Source organism: Melaminivora sp. (genome assembly GCF_032059615.1).
Taxonomy (GTDB): domain Bacteria; phylum Pseudomonadota; class Gammaproteobacteria; order Burkholderiales; family Burkholderiaceae_C; genus Melaminivora.
In genome coordinates this window covers 1-13,587 of the sequence record NZ_DAMCAM010000012.1, presented here as the reverse complement: position 1 = coordinate 13,587, position 13,587 = coordinate 1, and the positions used below count along the sequence as shown (strand labels likewise).

Here is a 13,587-nt window from a genome sequence, read left to right as displayed (position 1 = left end):
CTTGCCTCCCGAGACGGTGTGATGTGTTGCGCGGCGCTGCTCGGGCCTCAGCCCGCCAGTGCCAGTGCGGGCGCGCCGCCCGCCGCGGGCTGCAGCCTGAAGACGGCAATGGCGCGCACCAGGCCCTGGGCCTGCAGTTCGAGCGACTGCGCCGCAGCCGCTGCCTCCTCCACCAGGGCAGCGTTGGACTGCGTCACCTGGTCCATCTGGCCCACGGCCTGGTTGATCTGTTCGATGCCGGCGGTCTGGTCTTCGCTTGCCTGGGTGATCTCGGACATGATGTCGGCCACGCGGCGCACGCTCACCACGATCTCGTCCATGGTGGCGCCGGCGCGCTCCACCTGGCGGCTGCCCTCGGAGACGTTGCTCACCGAGGTCTCGATCAGGCCCTTGATCTCGCGCGCCGCCTCGGCCGAGCGCTGCGCCAGCTGGCGCACCTCGCCGGCCACCACGGCAAAGCCCCGGCCCTGCTCGCCGGCGCGCGCGGCCTCCACCGCGGCGTTGAGCGCCAGGATGTTGGTCTGAAAAGCAATGGAGTCGATCACGCCGATGATGTCGGCAATGCGGCGCGAGGAGCCGTTGATGGCCTCCATGGTCTGCACCACCTGCGCCACCACGCTGCCGCCGCGCACGGCCACCTGCGAGGCGGCCTCGGCGATCTGGTTGGCATGGCGGCCGTGCTCGAAGTTCTGGCGCACGGTGCCGGCCAGCTCCTGCATGGACGCGGCCGTCTGCTCCAGGGCACTGGCCTGCTCCTCGGTGCGCGAGGACAGGTCGGTGTTGCCCGCGGCGATCTGGCTGGTGGCCGAGGCGATGGCCTCGCTGCCGCCGCGCACATTGGCCACCACGCCCGCCAGACTGGCGTTCATGTCGTGCAGCGCCTGCAGCAGCTGCGCGGCCTCGTCGCGCCCGGTGACCTCGATGTGCTGGCCCAGGTCGCCCTGCGCCACGGCCTGGGCCGCCGCCACCGCGCGGCGCAGCGGCCCCACGATGGACCGGGTGATGCCCCAGGCCGAGACCACGCTCAGCAGCAGCGCTGCCGCGCCCAGCGACAGCATGACCCAGCGGGCATTGCGGATGTCGCCCAGCGCCCTGTCGCCCCCGGACTTGGCCACCTGGTGCTGCAGCGCGTTCAGGCTGTGGATGGGCTGGCGCAGCTGCTCCAGCGCCGGCAGCGTCTGGCTATGCAGCAGGGTCAGGGCTTCCTCGCGCTGGCCGGACTGCGCCAGCTCGATCACCCGGGTGTAGGACTCCACATAGCCCGAGCGCAGCGACTTGAAGCGCGCGATCAGCGCCTTTGCCTCGGGTAGGTGCACCTTGGCGTCCAGCGTGGCCAGCGCCGCGTCGATGGCCTGGCGGTTGGTGGCCATGAAGTCCAGCGCAGCCTTGCGCTGGGCGGGGTCGGAGGACAGCACCACCTCGATGGTGCGCTGGATGTTGGCGCGGGTGTGGACGTCGATGACGTTGGCCGCGTCGGTCTTGGCCCAGTCGTCCTCGATGAAGCCGGTGGTGATCTGCTGCACCGACCCCAGGCGCAGCAGCCCGACGAAGACGATGGCCAGCATGGTCAGGATCAGCAGTCCGAAGGTCACCCCCAGCCGGGTGCCTATCTTGAAATCGTTCGCCCGCATGGCGGCTCTTCCCTATCGTGGATCAATGGCCCGGTATTTTCCGCGATGCGCCAGGGAAAACCCTGATCTCCCTGCCGGCCGCCCGGCCTTGGCGCCTGTTCACTCGGCGTCCTGCGCGCGCGCCAGGCGCTCGCTCTTCCAGTACACGTCGTCGCCCCCGCCCTCGGCGCGGTTGAGCACGCGCGCCAGCACGAACAGCAGGTCCGACAGGCGGTTGAGGTACTGCCGCGGCGCGGCGCGCAGCTCCTCCTCGGCGCCCAGCGCCACCACGGCGCGCTCGGCCCGGCGCGCCACCGTGCGGCAGACATGCGCCTGGGCGGCCGCGCGCGTGCCCGCCGGCAGGATGAACTCCTGCAGCCGCGGCAGCTGCGCGTTGTAGCGCGCCAGGGCCTGGTCGAGCTGCGCCAGCGCCTCGGGTGCGAGCAGCTCGAAGCCCGGGATGGACAGCTCGCCGCCCAGGTTGAACAACTGGTGCTGCACGTCGATCAGCAGCTCGCGCACGTCGCCGGGCAGCGGCTCGCACAGCAACAGGCCGATGTGCGAGTTGAGCTCGTCCACGTCGCCCATGGCGCAGGGCCGGCCGCTGGCCTTGGATACGCGCGTGTTGTTGCCCAGGCCGGTCGTGCCGTCGTCGCCGGTGCGCGTGGCTATCTGTGTCAGGCGGTTACCCATGGCGCAATTCCTTCCCGATGCGGGTCAATGGGGCATTGTGGGTTACATCCCCGGGGTCAATTGTCGCCGCGGGCAACAGCGGGCAAAAGTGCTGGCCGGCGAGGAGGGAAACCGCTGCAATGAAGGCCTGTTCCACTCTCATGGAGTCCCACCATGCTTGAACAAAAGCAACGACGCCCCTTCTCTCCCTTCGATGTCCGCAGCGTGATGCTGTTTGCCGCGCTGGCCCTGGGCGGCACCCTGACCCAGGCACAAACCTCCAACCCGAGCCTGAGGCAACCCAACACGCCGCACGCCACACCCCTGCCCGCAGGTGCAGATGGTGCCGCAACCACCTCTTCCAGCGTCTCCACCGGCAACACCTACAACAGCTCCAGCCAGAGCGGCGTGAGCAACGAGACCCAGCACCGCTCCAACCTGCCGCACGCCACGCCGGGGCAGCCGCAGCGCGGCGACAACCAGGCCATCACCACCCGCGACCGCACGACGACCGGCTCCGGCATGGCTTCCTCCACGTCCAGCGCGCCGAACGTGCACCGCCCCAATGGCGACACCAACCCCGGCGCCACCGGCCTGAGCGGGCGCGACGGCGTCAACGCCACGGCCAACAACACGGCGCCCATGACCAGCAGCGCCGCAGGCAGCTTCGACCGCGCCGACACCAACCACGACGGCCGCATCAGCGCCGCCGAGGCCGAGAAGATTCCAGGCCTGGCCTCGCGCTTCAAGGACCTGGACAGGGACCGCAACGGCACGCTGTCGCGTTCGGAATTCGACGCCTCTGCCTCACAGCGTTGAGTCCGTTTCAGCCTCGCCCGCCTGCCCGCGCCGCACCTGGCGCCGGCGGGCTTTTTCATGCCCGGTGACGAGCGCTTCCTACAATGGCTTTTCCCTTCCGAACGAGTGCCCCGCCGGGGCCGCACTGCCATGAACGCTCCTCTCCACGCTGCCGAACTGCAACCTGCCACCCCCCTGCGCCCGGCGCCCCAGGCACTGCTGGGCGCTCTGGCCGGACGCTTCGGAGCGCGCCTTGCCACGGCGCTGTCGGTGCGCGAGCAGCATGGCCGCGACGAGGGCTCGATCAGCGCGCCGCCGCCGTCCGCCGTGGTCTTTGCCGAAAGCACCCAGGACGTGCAGGACGCCGTGCGCCTGGCCGGGCAGTACGGCACGCCGGTCATCCCCTACGGCGCCGGCTCGTCCCTGGAGGGTCACCTGCTGGCGGTGCAGGGCGGCATCAGCCTGGACGTCTCGCGCATGAACCAGGTCCTGTCCATCGATGCCGACGACCTCACCGTGACCGTGCAGCCGGGCATCACGCGCAAGGCGCTGAACGAAGCCATCAAGCACACCGGCCTGTTTTTCCCCATCGACCCGGGCGCCGACGCCAGCATCGGCGGCATGGCTGCCACGCGCGCCTCGGGCACCAACGCCGTGCGCTACGGCACCATGCGCGAGAACGTGCTGGCGCTGCAGGTGGTCACGGCCAGCGGCGAGGCCATCCGCACCGGCACCCGCGCCAGGAAGAGCAGCGCCGGCTACGACCTGACGCGGCTGATGGTGGGCAGCGAGGGCACGCTGGGCATCTTCACCGAGGTCACGCTGCGCCTGTACCCCCTGCCCGAGGCGGTGAGCGCGGCGATCTGCTCGTTCCCGAGCATCGAGGCCGCGGTGCGCACCGTGATCCAGACCATCCAGCTGGGCGTGCCGATCGCGCGCGTCGAGCTGATCGACGCCCACAGCGTGCGCCTGGTCAACGCGCACTCCAAACTGTCGCTGCGCGAGGAGCCCCTGCTGCTGATGGAGTTCCACGGCTCGCCCGCCAGCGTCCAGGAGCAGGCCGAAACCGTGCAGCAGATCGCCCAGGACTTTGGCGGCAACGCGTTCGAGTGGGCCACCACGCCCGAGGAGCGCACGCGCCTGTGGACGGCGCGGCACAACGCCTACTTCGCCGCCGTGCAGAGCCGTCCGGGCTGCAAGGCCATCAGCACCGACACCTGCGTGCCCATCTCGCGCCTGGCCGACTGCCTGCTCGATTCGGTCGCCGAGGCCGACGCCAGCGGCATCCCCTACTTCCTGGTCGGCCACGTGGGCGACGGCAACTTCCACTTCGGCTACCTGCTCGACCCCGCCGTGCCCGAGGAGCGCGAGACGGCCGAGCGCCTGAACCACCAGCTGGTTGCCCGGGCCCTGGCGCTGGGCGGCACCTGCACCGGCGAGCACGGCGTGGGCATCCACAAGATGGGCTTCCTGGTGGACGAGGCGGGCGAAGGCGCGGTGGAGATGATGCGCACCATCAAGCGGGCGCTCGATCCACAGAACATCCTGAACCCGGGCAAGATCTTCGTGCTCTGAAAAACAGGACTGGCCGCCCATCCAGCATGCTTTGAGGCTGGCAAAGGCAATATTTGCATCTACGGAAAATAATGCCAAAATGTTCCTGACATGGGATGAACCCAAGCGGCAAGCCAACTTGGCCAAGCATGGTCTGGATTTTGCCGACGCGCACTGGGTCCTTGATTCAGCCTATCGCCTGGATGTCGAAGTGATACGTGGCGGGGAACTGCGACTGCAGTCGTTTTCTTATGTGGCCGAGGCGCTGGCGGTGCTGACCCTGGTGCATGTCGAACGCGCGGCGGCCGCACGTGTGATCAGCTTTCGCCGCGCAAGCAGCGAGGAAAGCGAGGTGTATCTTGACTGGCTCGAAGGTGAATGAAATGAGCCGCAGGCAGACGGCTGAAGCAGTGCGTGCCGCTGCAGCGAGCGGGCACCACGTATGGGACGGATGTGACGAAGACGAGCGGCCCCTGTCGCGCCAGGAGATGCTGGAGGGCATGGCCCGGGTGGCCAGGAAGCGGGGACGCCCTGCCGGCAGTGGTGGCAAGGAGCAGGTTGCAATCCGCTTCGACCACGAGGTGCTTGCAGCTTTTCGCGCTGCTGGACCGGGCTGGCAAACACGCATAAATGATGCGCTGAAGGATTGGTTGCGAACGCACCGTCCGGGCTGAAAGCCGCCCGCAAGCGGCGACCGCTGACAGACCAGGCCGCCCGGGGCTGCCTACGATGGCCGCTACGTGTGACCACCCCGTCCTGGAGCGCCCATGTCAGCCAGCAAAACCGGCTTCTCCCCGCCTGCTACTCCCGGGCATCCCCCGCGCCCGGACCGCCAGGCGCTGGCGCCCTTTGCGGTGCTGGAGCAGGGCGCCAGCGCCGCCCTGATATTGGCGGGACTGCTGGCGCTTGCGCCGGGCGCGCGGGCACAGCAGCCCGTGCGCGCAGCGCCCGATTCGCCGGCGGTGGCCCTGCCGGGCACGCCCGCGCCGCCCCCGGCCCCGGCCGCCGACCAGGCGCTGGGCCGCCGGATTGCCGCCCAGGGCACGGCGCAGGGCGTGCCGGCCTGCATCGCCTGTCACGGCGAGCGCGGCGAAGGCGGGCCGGCCTTTCCGCACCTGGCAGGCACGGGCAGCACCTACCTGCGCGAGCAGCTCGATGCCTTCGCCGACGGCAGCCGCGCCAACCTGGTCATGCAGCCCATCGCCCAGGGACTCACGCCGCAGGAGCGCGCCTCGCTGGCGCTGTACTACAGCCGCCTGCCGCCGCCGCCCCTCACCCCCGAAACCCGCGCCGACGCCCGGCCCACCGATGCCGGCGCCTGGCTGGCCGCGCGGGGGCGCTGGTCTGATGGCCTGCCCGCCTGCGCCCAGTGCCACGGCCCGGGCGGCCAGGGCGTGGGCGAGCACTTTCCGCCCCTGGCCGGCCTGCCGGCCAACTACATCGCCGACCAGCTCAAGGCTTGGCGCGGCAACACCCGTCCGCCCGGGCCGCTCAAGCTCATGGTGGCCGTCGCCGCCAAGCTGAGCGATGCCGACATCATCGCCGTGGCCGAGCACTACGCCACCCTGGGGCGCCAGGCCAGCACCGTGCCGGCCACCGCCGCCCCGGCCACGCCGGCGCCCGCCCGGGGCGCAGCTTCACCGCAGAAAGGCAGCACCCCATGAAGATTCCACGCATCCGCGGCCTGCTGCTGTTTGCCGGCGTGCTGGTGGCGCTCGTGCTGGGCGTGGTCATCGCCAGCAACGTGGTGTTCAAGCGCCAGGTGCAGGACAAGCCCTGGCCGGCCACCCCCACCGCCGCCCAGGTGGCGTCCGAGCCGCCGGCGCCGCCCGCCCCCGCTGCCCCGGCGGCGGACGCGCGACAGCAGCCGGCACTCGCGCCCGATGGTGTCGCCTCGGCCACGGCCCGGCTGGTCGAGCGCGCGGGCTTTGCGCCCCCGGCCGAGATCGACCTGCCCGACGACGAGTTCGGCAAGATGGTACGCCTGGGCGAGCGCATCTTCATGGAAACCGGCAAGCACGCGCCCCAGTACGTCGGCAACCGCCTCAACTGCGTGAACTGCCACATCGACGCCGGCCGCCAAGCCGACTCGGCCCCGATGTGGGCGGCCTTCGTGCACTACCCGGCCTACCGCAAGAAGACCGGCGAGGTGGACACGCTGGCCTCACGCCTGCAGGGCTGCTTCATGTACAGCATGAACGGTAAGGCGCCGCCGGCCGACAGCGAAGTGCTGACCGCGCTGCAAAGCTATGCCTTCTGGCTGGCCAAGGGCGCGCCCGTGGGCACGCCCATGCCGGGCAGCGGCTACCCGAAGCTCGACAAGCCCGCCCAGGCGCCCGACTACGCCCGGGGCGAGCAGGTCTATGCGCAGAACTGCGCCCTGTGCCATGGCGCCGACGGCCAGGGACAACGGGTGGGCGACACGCAGGTCTTCCCGCCGCTGTGGGGGCCCCAGTCTTTCAACTGGGGCGCGGGCATGCACGGCCTGGCCAATGCCTCGGGCTTCATCCATGCCAACATGCCGCTGGGGCGGGGCAGGACGCTCACCGGGCAGCAGGCCTGGGACGTGGCGCTCTTCATGAACAGCCACGAGCGCCCGCAGGACCCGCGCTTCACCGGCTCGGTGGCCGAAACGCGCAAGAAGTACCACGACACCGACGACAGCATGTACGGGCGCACGGTCAACGGCTACGTGCTGGGCAGCGGACGGCCCTGAGGGCCTGGCCAGCCAGGGCAGCGGGTCAGGCCGCAGCCACCACGCGCCGGCGCGTGGCCACGCCGATGCCCACGAAGGCCGCGGAGACCACGCTCAGCACCAGCGCCGCTGCCGAGCCGTGGAAGATGCCGGCCGTCATGCCCGCGTCCAGCATGGCGCCGAACACCGGCGCGGCCAGGCTGAAACCCAGGTCCAGCCCCGAATACACGGTGCCATAGACGCGGCCCGTGGCGCCGGCCGGCGCTGCCTGCTTGATCAGCATGTCGCGCGACGGACCGGCGATGCCGATGCCCGCGCCTGCCAGCGCCGTCAGGGCCAGCGCCACCATGCCGGGCAGCACCTGCAGGCCGACCAGGGCCAGCAGCGCGGCCGAGGCCAGCAGGCAGATGCTGATGGTCTTCTCCAGCCGCGCCACGCGCCCCACCAGGAAGCCGCCCAGCACCATGCCGGCGGCGCTGCACAGCATGTAGCCGGTCACCACCAGCGCCGTGGTGGTCAGCGGAATGTCGTAGAGGCTCTGCAGCGCCGGGCTGGCAAAGCTCTGGATGGCCGACAGCGAACAGGTGCTCCAGAAGAAGAACGAAAAGCACAGCCACACCGCCGGCAGCCTGAGGAAGGCCAGCGGGTGCTCGGCCTGCAGCGCCGCCGCGCCCGGCGCTGGCGCTGCCACGCCCGGGGCGCCCGCGCGGTCGTCCAGCGCGTCGCGGTGGATCACCATGACGGCCAGCACGATGAGCGCCAGCACCGCGCCGCAGGCGCAGGCCACGCGCCAGGACCCGGTGGCGCTGGCAATGCCGGCCATGAAGATGGGCGCCGCCGCCCAGCCCAGGTTGCCCGAAATGCCGTGCACCGAGTAGCCATGCCCCAGCCGCCGGGGCGAGACGCGCTTGTTCAGGATGGTGAAGTCCACCGGGTGGAAGGGCGCGTTGCCCAGGCCGGCCAGCACCGCCGCCGCAATCAGCCCGGCATAGCTGCCGGCGCTGGCGGCCGTAAAACCGGCCACGGCAAAGCTGGCCAGCGCGAAGAACAGCACCGGCCGCGCGCCGATCCGGTCCACGATGAAGCCCGACAGCGCCTGCCCCACGCCCGAGACAACGAAAAAGACCGACAGCAGCAGGCCCAGCTCGGAGTAGGAGAAGCCGAATTCCGCGATCAGGAACGGGAACAGCGGCGGCAGCAGCATGTGGAAGAAGTGCGAGGAACCGTGCGCCAGGCCGATCAGGCCGATGGTGCGCGCGTCCTGGCGCAGCGAGGCGTCGTGCGGAGCGGGGGAAGAAGAATGCATGGCTGCGATCTTAGGTAGGAGCGCCCCGCCGTGGCAGCGATGCGTGGCCAGACCCTGTCGCGGACATGCCAGGCGGCGGCCCGCCCCCCCGCTCCGGCACCTGGTAAATCCAGACCGGCTGCCCGGCGCTGCCCGGCAGGCGGGCCTGCGGCGCCCAGCCCGGCACCTCGAAGGCCAGGCTCACCAGCCAGCTGCCCGGGGCCATCTCCTGCCGCGCCTTCTCTGCCGCGCGGGCCATGGACTCGGGCCGCTGGAAGAGATAGACCAGGGCATAGCCGCCCCACGGGGCCGCCCACAGATCCGCCCGGCGCACGTGCGCGAAGCGGCAGCGCAGGCGGCACAGCAGGGCCAGCGGCCAGCTCCATTCCAGGCCGTGCAGCGCTGCCTGCGGATAGGCGGCGCGCAGCGCCAGCAGGCCGTCGCCCAGGCCGCAGCCGGCGTCCAGCACGGCGGCGCCCGGCGGCAGCGGCACGCGCCCGGCCAGGCCCGCCAGCGCGCCGCGCGGCGTGGGAAAGACGGGCGCGTCGCGCCAGGCGTGCAGGGGGTAGAGCAGCAGCAGCAGCGCCAGCGGCAGCAGCCAGGCCCAGGACGGCAGCGCCGCGGCGCCCTGCAGCAGCAGCGCCAGGGGAAAGCCCACCGCCACCAGGGCGCGCCGCCACCAGGGGCGCTCGAGCAGGCTGCCCGCCGCGCCCACCAGGCTGGCCGCGAGCAGCGCCGCGAGGGGGCCGGCCAGCGGCCACGCCAGCGCGTGCGCCAGCCAGGCGGCCAGCCAGACCAGCACGGCAGATAGGGGCCAGCGCAGCAGCAGGGACATGGAAGTTCTACGTTCCGTTTTCTGACTGGACCCAGGCCGGCGAGAGGCTGGAGCCGGGCCACGCCGCGCGGCGGCTGCAGCCGCAAACAGGCGTCTTGTCAGTCACCTATTGATAGCTGCAACCCGTTGACTGGCAAGGGTTTGAGGCATATTTCATGAGTATCCGGGAGGGGCCGCTTCTACAACGGAGAGCCGCCCTCGCCGCGCAGCCGCTCGATCAGGCCATTGAGCGCGTCGAGCGAGCCGAACCGGATGGCCAGCTCGCCCGACTCCTCGGCGCGGCCGGCGCGTCGCGTGCGCTTTTTCACGCGCACTTCGACCTCGGCCATGAGCAGGTCCGACAGCTCCTCCTCCACGCGCTGCAGGTCGCGCGGCTTGGCGCCTTCGCGGGCGCTGCGCGGGGGGTCTTCGCCCTCGGGGGCGGCGAGCTTTTTCACCAGCGCCTCGGTCTCGCGCACCGACAGCTTGCGCGCGGCGATCTGGCTGCCGGCGGTGATTTGCCGGGCACGGTCGAGCGCGAGCAGCGCGCGGGCGTGGCCCATGTCCAGGTCGCCCGCCATCAGCATGGTCTGCACGGGCTCGGCCAGTTGCAGCAGGCGCAGCAGGTTGCTGGCGGCGCTGCGCGAGCGGCCCACGGCCTGCGCCGCCTGCTCGTGCGTCAGGCCGAACTCCTGCGTCAGGCGCTGCAGGCCCTGCGCCTCCTCCAGCGGGTTCAGGTCCTCGCGCTGGATGTTCTCGATCAGCGCCATGGCCGCCGCCGACTCGTCAGGCACGTCGCGCACCAGCACTGGCACGTCGGTCAGGCCCGCCAGGCGCGCGGCGCGAAAGCGCCGCTCGCCGGCAATGATTTCGTAGCGGCCAGCGCCCTCGCCCGGCCCCAGCCGGCGCACCAGAATGGGCTGCATGATGCCCTGGGCGCGGATGCTCTCGGCCAGCTCGTACAGCGCGCCCTCGTCCATGCGCGTGCGCGGCTGATACTGGCCGGGCTGCAGCGCCTCCAGCGGCAGGCTGGAGGGCGCGCCCTCGGGGGCGGCAGGCACGGGCTCGTGCACGCGCGGGCCCAGCAATGCCTCCAGACCCCGGCCCAGGCCCTTGGGTTTTCTGGTCGCCATGGCTCAGCGGCCCCCGTCCGTCATGAGCGAGCGCAGCAGCGCGTGGCCCGCCTCCCACCGCCCCAGGCCCGAGGCAGCGTTGACGTGGCCGTGCGCGCCGATGTCCACGCAGCGCGCGCCCCAGCAGCGGGCCAGCTCGGCGGCGCGCCCGGGCGTGCAGTAGGGATCGTCGCTGCTGGCGGCGACTATGGCGGCAAAGGGCAGCGGCTGGCAGGCGATGGGCGCCCAGCTGGCGATCTGCGGCGGCGCGTCGTCGCGCTCGACGTCGCCCGGCGCCACCAGCAGGGCCCCGCGCACCTTGTGCACATGCTGCGAATGCGCGGCCCACCAGGCCACCAGGACACAGCCCAGGCTGTGCGCGGCCAGCACCAGGGGGCCGTCGCTGTCGGCCACCACGTCCTCCAGCCGCGCGCACCAGTCGCCGCGCTTGGGCGTGAACCAGTCGTGCTGCTCGACACGCCGGTAGCCATACGCGGCCTGCCATTCGGTCTGCCAGTGGCCTTCGGTGGAGTTCTGCCAGCCGGGCAGCAACAGGACCTGTTCGGGCTTCATGGGGTGGCTCCTTTATTCATAGCTGCAAGTCCTTGCCCCATCAGGGCTGGACCGCGTTTTCATGCAAAACCTTCGGGCGCGTCACATGTGCTGCACGCGCTGCACCATCTCGCGCGCGAACTCCACGAAGGCCTTGCTGCCGCGCGCGCTGCCGTCGAACACCACGCCCGGCAGGCCGTAGCTGGGCGCCTCGGCCAGGCGCACGTTGCGCGGGATGACGGTGTCGAACACCTTGTCGCCGAAGTGGGCCTTGAGCTGCTCGCTGACCTGCGCCTGCAGCGTGATGCGCGCGTCGAACATGACGCGCAGCAGGCCGATGATCTGCAGGTCGGGGTTGAGGTTGGCGTGCACCTGCCGGATGGTGTTGACCAGGTCGGTCACGCCCTCCAGCGCGAAATACTCGCACTGCATGGGCACGATGACGCCGTGTGCCGCGCACAGGCCGTTCAGGGTGAGCAGGCTGAGCGCCGGCGGGCAGTCGATCAGGATGAAGTCGTACTGGGCAGCCACTTCGGCCAGCGCCTGTTTCAGCCGCGTCTCGCGCTGCGGGAGGTTGACCAGCTCGATCTCGGCGCCGGCCAGCTCGCGGTTGGCGCCCAGCACCCGGTAGCCGGCCTTGGGCGTGTCCACCGCGGCCTCGGCCACGCCCTGCTCGCCCAGCAGCACGTCATAGACGCTGTGCTCCAGGGCCCGCTTGTCCACGCCCGAGCCCATGGTGGCGTTGCCCTGCGGGTCCAGGTCCACCAGCAGGACGCGCTGGCCCACCTTGGCCAGCCCGGCGGCCAGGTTGACGGTGGTGGTGGTCTTGCCAACGCCGCCCTTTTGGTTGGCGACACAAAAAATCTTGGCCATGCGCTGGTGCGTGAAAGGTTGAGATGAAAACGACGGTGCCCGGCTCGGCGCAGGTTAGCGCGACAGGGCAAGCTTGATGCCAAAGCCGATCAGGAACATGCCGGCCAGCTTCTCCAGCCCCTGCGCCACGGCCGGGTTGGCACGCATGCGCTCGGCCAGCTGCCGCGTGAGCAGCACCACCACCAGACTGTAGGCCAGCGTGAGGGCGGCAATCGTCGCCGCCATGACGCCGAAGGTCAGCAGGCCCTGGTGGCGCGTCGGATCGACGAACAGCGGAAAGAACGCCATGTAGAACACGATGGCCTTGGGGTTGAGCAGCGTGATGACCGCGCCCTGGCGAAAGTAGTGCCGGGCCTGCATGCGCAGCACCGGGGCGTCGCCCGGCCGGGCGGTGAGCATCCTCCAGCCCAGCCACGCCAGGTAGGCCGCGCCCAGCCACTGCACCGCATGGAAGGCCGCCGGGTAGGTGGCCAGCAGCGCCGCCACGCCGGCCACGGCCGTCCACATCAGCACCTGGTCGGCGGCGATGACGCCCAGCGCCGCCGCCATGCCGGCGCGCACGCCGCCCTTGCCGGTCGAGGTGATGAGCGCCAGATTGCCCGGCCCGGGGATGGCCAGGAACAGCACGACGGCGGCCACGAAGGCGCCATAGTCAGCGATGCCGAACATGAAAAAGGGGGCGGGTGCCTGCAGGAAGCGAAGGCGCAATGGTAAGGGCTGGCCTTCGCGGTCGCGGCGGCGTCAGCCCGCCGCCGGCCGCAGCCAGACGATGCAGCGCTCGGCCTGCAGGCCCGGCACGGCCAAAGGTTCCACGTGAAACACCTGCACGTCCTGCGGCAGCGCGGCGATCTCCTCCTCGGGCTTGCGCCCCTTCATGGCCAGCCAGACGCCCTGCGGCGCCAGGGCCGCGCGCGACCAGGCGGTGAAGTCGGCCAACGATGCAAAGGCCCGGCAGCTCACCACGTGATAGGGGTCGGCCAGAGACTCCACCCGCGCGTGGAGGCCGCGCAGCCGCGGCAGGCGCAAGGTGGCCGCGGCCTGCTGGATGAAGGCGGCCTTCTTGGCCACCGTGTCCACGCAGTCCACTTGCAGCCCGGGGCAGCAGATGGCGAACACCACGCCGGGCAGGCCGCCGCCGGCGCCCACGTCCAGCAGGCGGGGCGCCCTGCCCGCCTCGGGCGGCAGCGCCCGCAGGTGGCGTTGCAGCGGGACCACGGCGGCCAGGCTGTCGAGCAGGTGGTGCGTCAGCATCTCCCGCGGGTCGCGCACCGCCGTCAGGTTGTAGACCCGGTTCCACTTGTGCAGCAGCGCCAGGAAGTCGAGCAGCTGGCGGTGCTGGGCCTCGTCCAGCTCCAGGCCCAGGGCGGCGACGCCGGCGCGCAGGGGCGCTTGCAGCGAGTCCAGCGCGGCGGCCGGGGCGGCGCCGGGGCCGCGTTCTTCGGGTACGGACACCATGGCCTGCCTCACTCCTGCGCGCCGGGGGCAAAGCCCTTGAAGCCGCCCTTTTTCAGGTGCACCAGCAGCAGCGAGATGGCCGCCGGCGTCACCCCCGAGATGCGCGACGCCTGGCCCAGCGTCTCGGGGCGGTGCTTTTGCAGCGTCTGGCGCACCTCGATGGACAG

General features: G+C 71.2%; 16 protein-coding genes. 6 read left to right on the top strand and 10 right to left on the bottom strand.

All coding sequences use genetic code 11. The annotated features are described in order from the left end of the window. Positions 1-47: 47 nt before the first annotated feature. Together RT051_RS04175 and RT051_RS04170 are read right to left on the bottom strand one after the other, a co-directional pair. Complete coding sequence (locus RT051_RS04175) at positions 48-1,631, bottom strand: methyl-accepting chemotaxis protein (protein ID WP_313072290.1); 1,584 nt, start codon at positions 1,629-1,631, stop codon at positions 48-50. A 99-nt stretch (positions 1,632-1,730) separates the two neighbouring features. Further along, positions 1,731-2,303, bottom strand: coding sequence for a cob(I)yrinic acid a,c-diamide adenosyltransferase (locus RT051_RS04170; protein ID WP_313072286.1), 573 nt, complete (start codon positions 2,301-2,303; stop codon positions 1,731-1,733). 153 nt (positions 2,304-2,456) lie between these two features. On the opposite strand from RT051_RS04170, the gene RT051_RS04165 reads away from it, so the two are divergent. From RT051_RS04165 to RT051_RS04140, 6 genes are all read left to right on the top strand, one after another. Further along, positions 2,457-3,101, top strand: a complete 645-nt coding sequence (locus RT051_RS04165; RefSeq protein WP_313072282.1) for a hypothetical protein — start codon at positions 2,457-2,459, stop codon at positions 3,099-3,101. 129 nt (positions 3,102-3,230) lie between these two features. Then, entirely contained in the window at positions 3,231-4,655 is a 1,425-nt protein-coding gene (locus tag RT051_RS04160) for an FAD-linked oxidase C-terminal domain-containing protein (protein WP_313072279.1), read from the top strand. A 79-nt stretch (positions 4,656-4,734) separates the two neighbouring features. Beyond that, positions 4,735-5,016, top strand: a complete 282-nt coding sequence (locus tag RT051_RS04155) for a BrnT family toxin (protein ID WP_313072276.1) — start codon at positions 4,735-4,737, stop codon at positions 5,014-5,016. A 1-nt stretch (position 5,017) separates the two neighbouring features. Further along, positions 5,018-5,308, top strand: a complete 291-nt coding sequence (locus tag RT051_RS04150; RefSeq protein WP_313072435.1) for a BrnA antitoxin family protein — start codon at positions 5,018-5,020, stop codon at positions 5,306-5,308. Positions 5,309-5,401: 93 nt separating this feature from the next. Next, positions 5,402-6,298 (top strand): c-type cytochrome, encoded by an 897-nt coding sequence (locus RT051_RS04145; RefSeq protein ID WP_313072273.1) that lies wholly within the window; start codon positions 5,402-5,404, stop codon positions 6,296-6,298. After that, on the top strand, positions 6,295-7,350 hold the full coding sequence (locus tag RT051_RS04140; RefSeq protein WP_313072269.1) for a c-type cytochrome: 1,056 nt from the start codon (positions 6,295-6,297) through the stop codon (positions 7,348-7,350). The genes RT051_RS04145 and RT051_RS04140 overlap by 4 nt, the downstream gene beginning before the upstream one ends. 25 nt (positions 7,351-7,375) lie before the next feature. Here the strand turns inward: RT051_RS04140 and RT051_RS04135 are convergent, their stop codons facing one another. From RT051_RS04135 to RT051_RS04100, 8 genes are all read right to left on the bottom strand, one after another. Next, a complete protein-coding gene (locus tag RT051_RS04135; protein ID WP_313072266.1) occupies positions 7,376-8,635 on the bottom strand; it encodes an MFS transporter in 1,260 nt (419 codons plus the stop codon). 10 nt (positions 8,636-8,645) lie between these two features. Continuing rightward, entirely contained in the window at positions 8,646-9,449 is an 804-nt protein-coding gene (locus RT051_RS04130) for a class I SAM-dependent methyltransferase (protein WP_313072262.1), read from the bottom strand. A gap of 179 nt (positions 9,450-9,628) precedes the next feature. Then, the gene (locus RT051_RS04125) at positions 9,629-10,561 is read right to left on the bottom strand and encodes a ParB/RepB/Spo0J family partition protein (protein ID WP_313072259.1); all 933 of its coding nucleotides are present in this window, start codon (positions 10,559-10,561) and stop codon (positions 9,629-9,631) included. Between the two features lie 3 nt (positions 10,562-10,564). Further along, positions 10,565-11,113 carry an alpha/beta hydrolase gene (locus tag RT051_RS04120; protein ID WP_313072255.1) on the bottom strand — a complete coding sequence of 183 codons (549 nt, stop codon included), beginning with the start codon at positions 11,111-11,113 and terminating at the stop codon, positions 10,565-10,567. An 81-nt stretch (positions 11,114-11,194) separates the two neighbouring features. Continuing rightward, on the bottom strand, positions 11,195-11,965 hold the full coding sequence (locus RT051_RS04115) for an AAA family ATPase (protein ID WP_313072251.1): 771 nt from the start codon (positions 11,963-11,965) through the stop codon (positions 11,195-11,197). Between the two features lie 54 nt (positions 11,966-12,019). Then, positions 12,020-12,634 (bottom strand): LysE family translocator, encoded by a 615-nt coding sequence (locus tag RT051_RS04110; protein WP_313072248.1) that lies wholly within the window; start codon positions 12,632-12,634, stop codon positions 12,020-12,022. A 72-nt stretch (positions 12,635-12,706) separates the two neighbouring features. Then, positions 12,707-13,420, bottom strand: coding sequence for a 16S rRNA (guanine(527)-N(7))-methyltransferase RsmG (gene rsmG, locus RT051_RS04105; RefSeq protein ID WP_313072245.1), 714 nt, complete (start codon positions 13,418-13,420; stop codon positions 12,707-12,709). A gap of 8 nt (positions 13,421-13,428) precedes the next feature. Beyond that, the coding region (locus tag RT051_RS04100; RefSeq protein WP_313072431.1) for a hypothetical protein at positions 13,429-13,587 on the bottom strand (159 nt) is incomplete at its 5' end.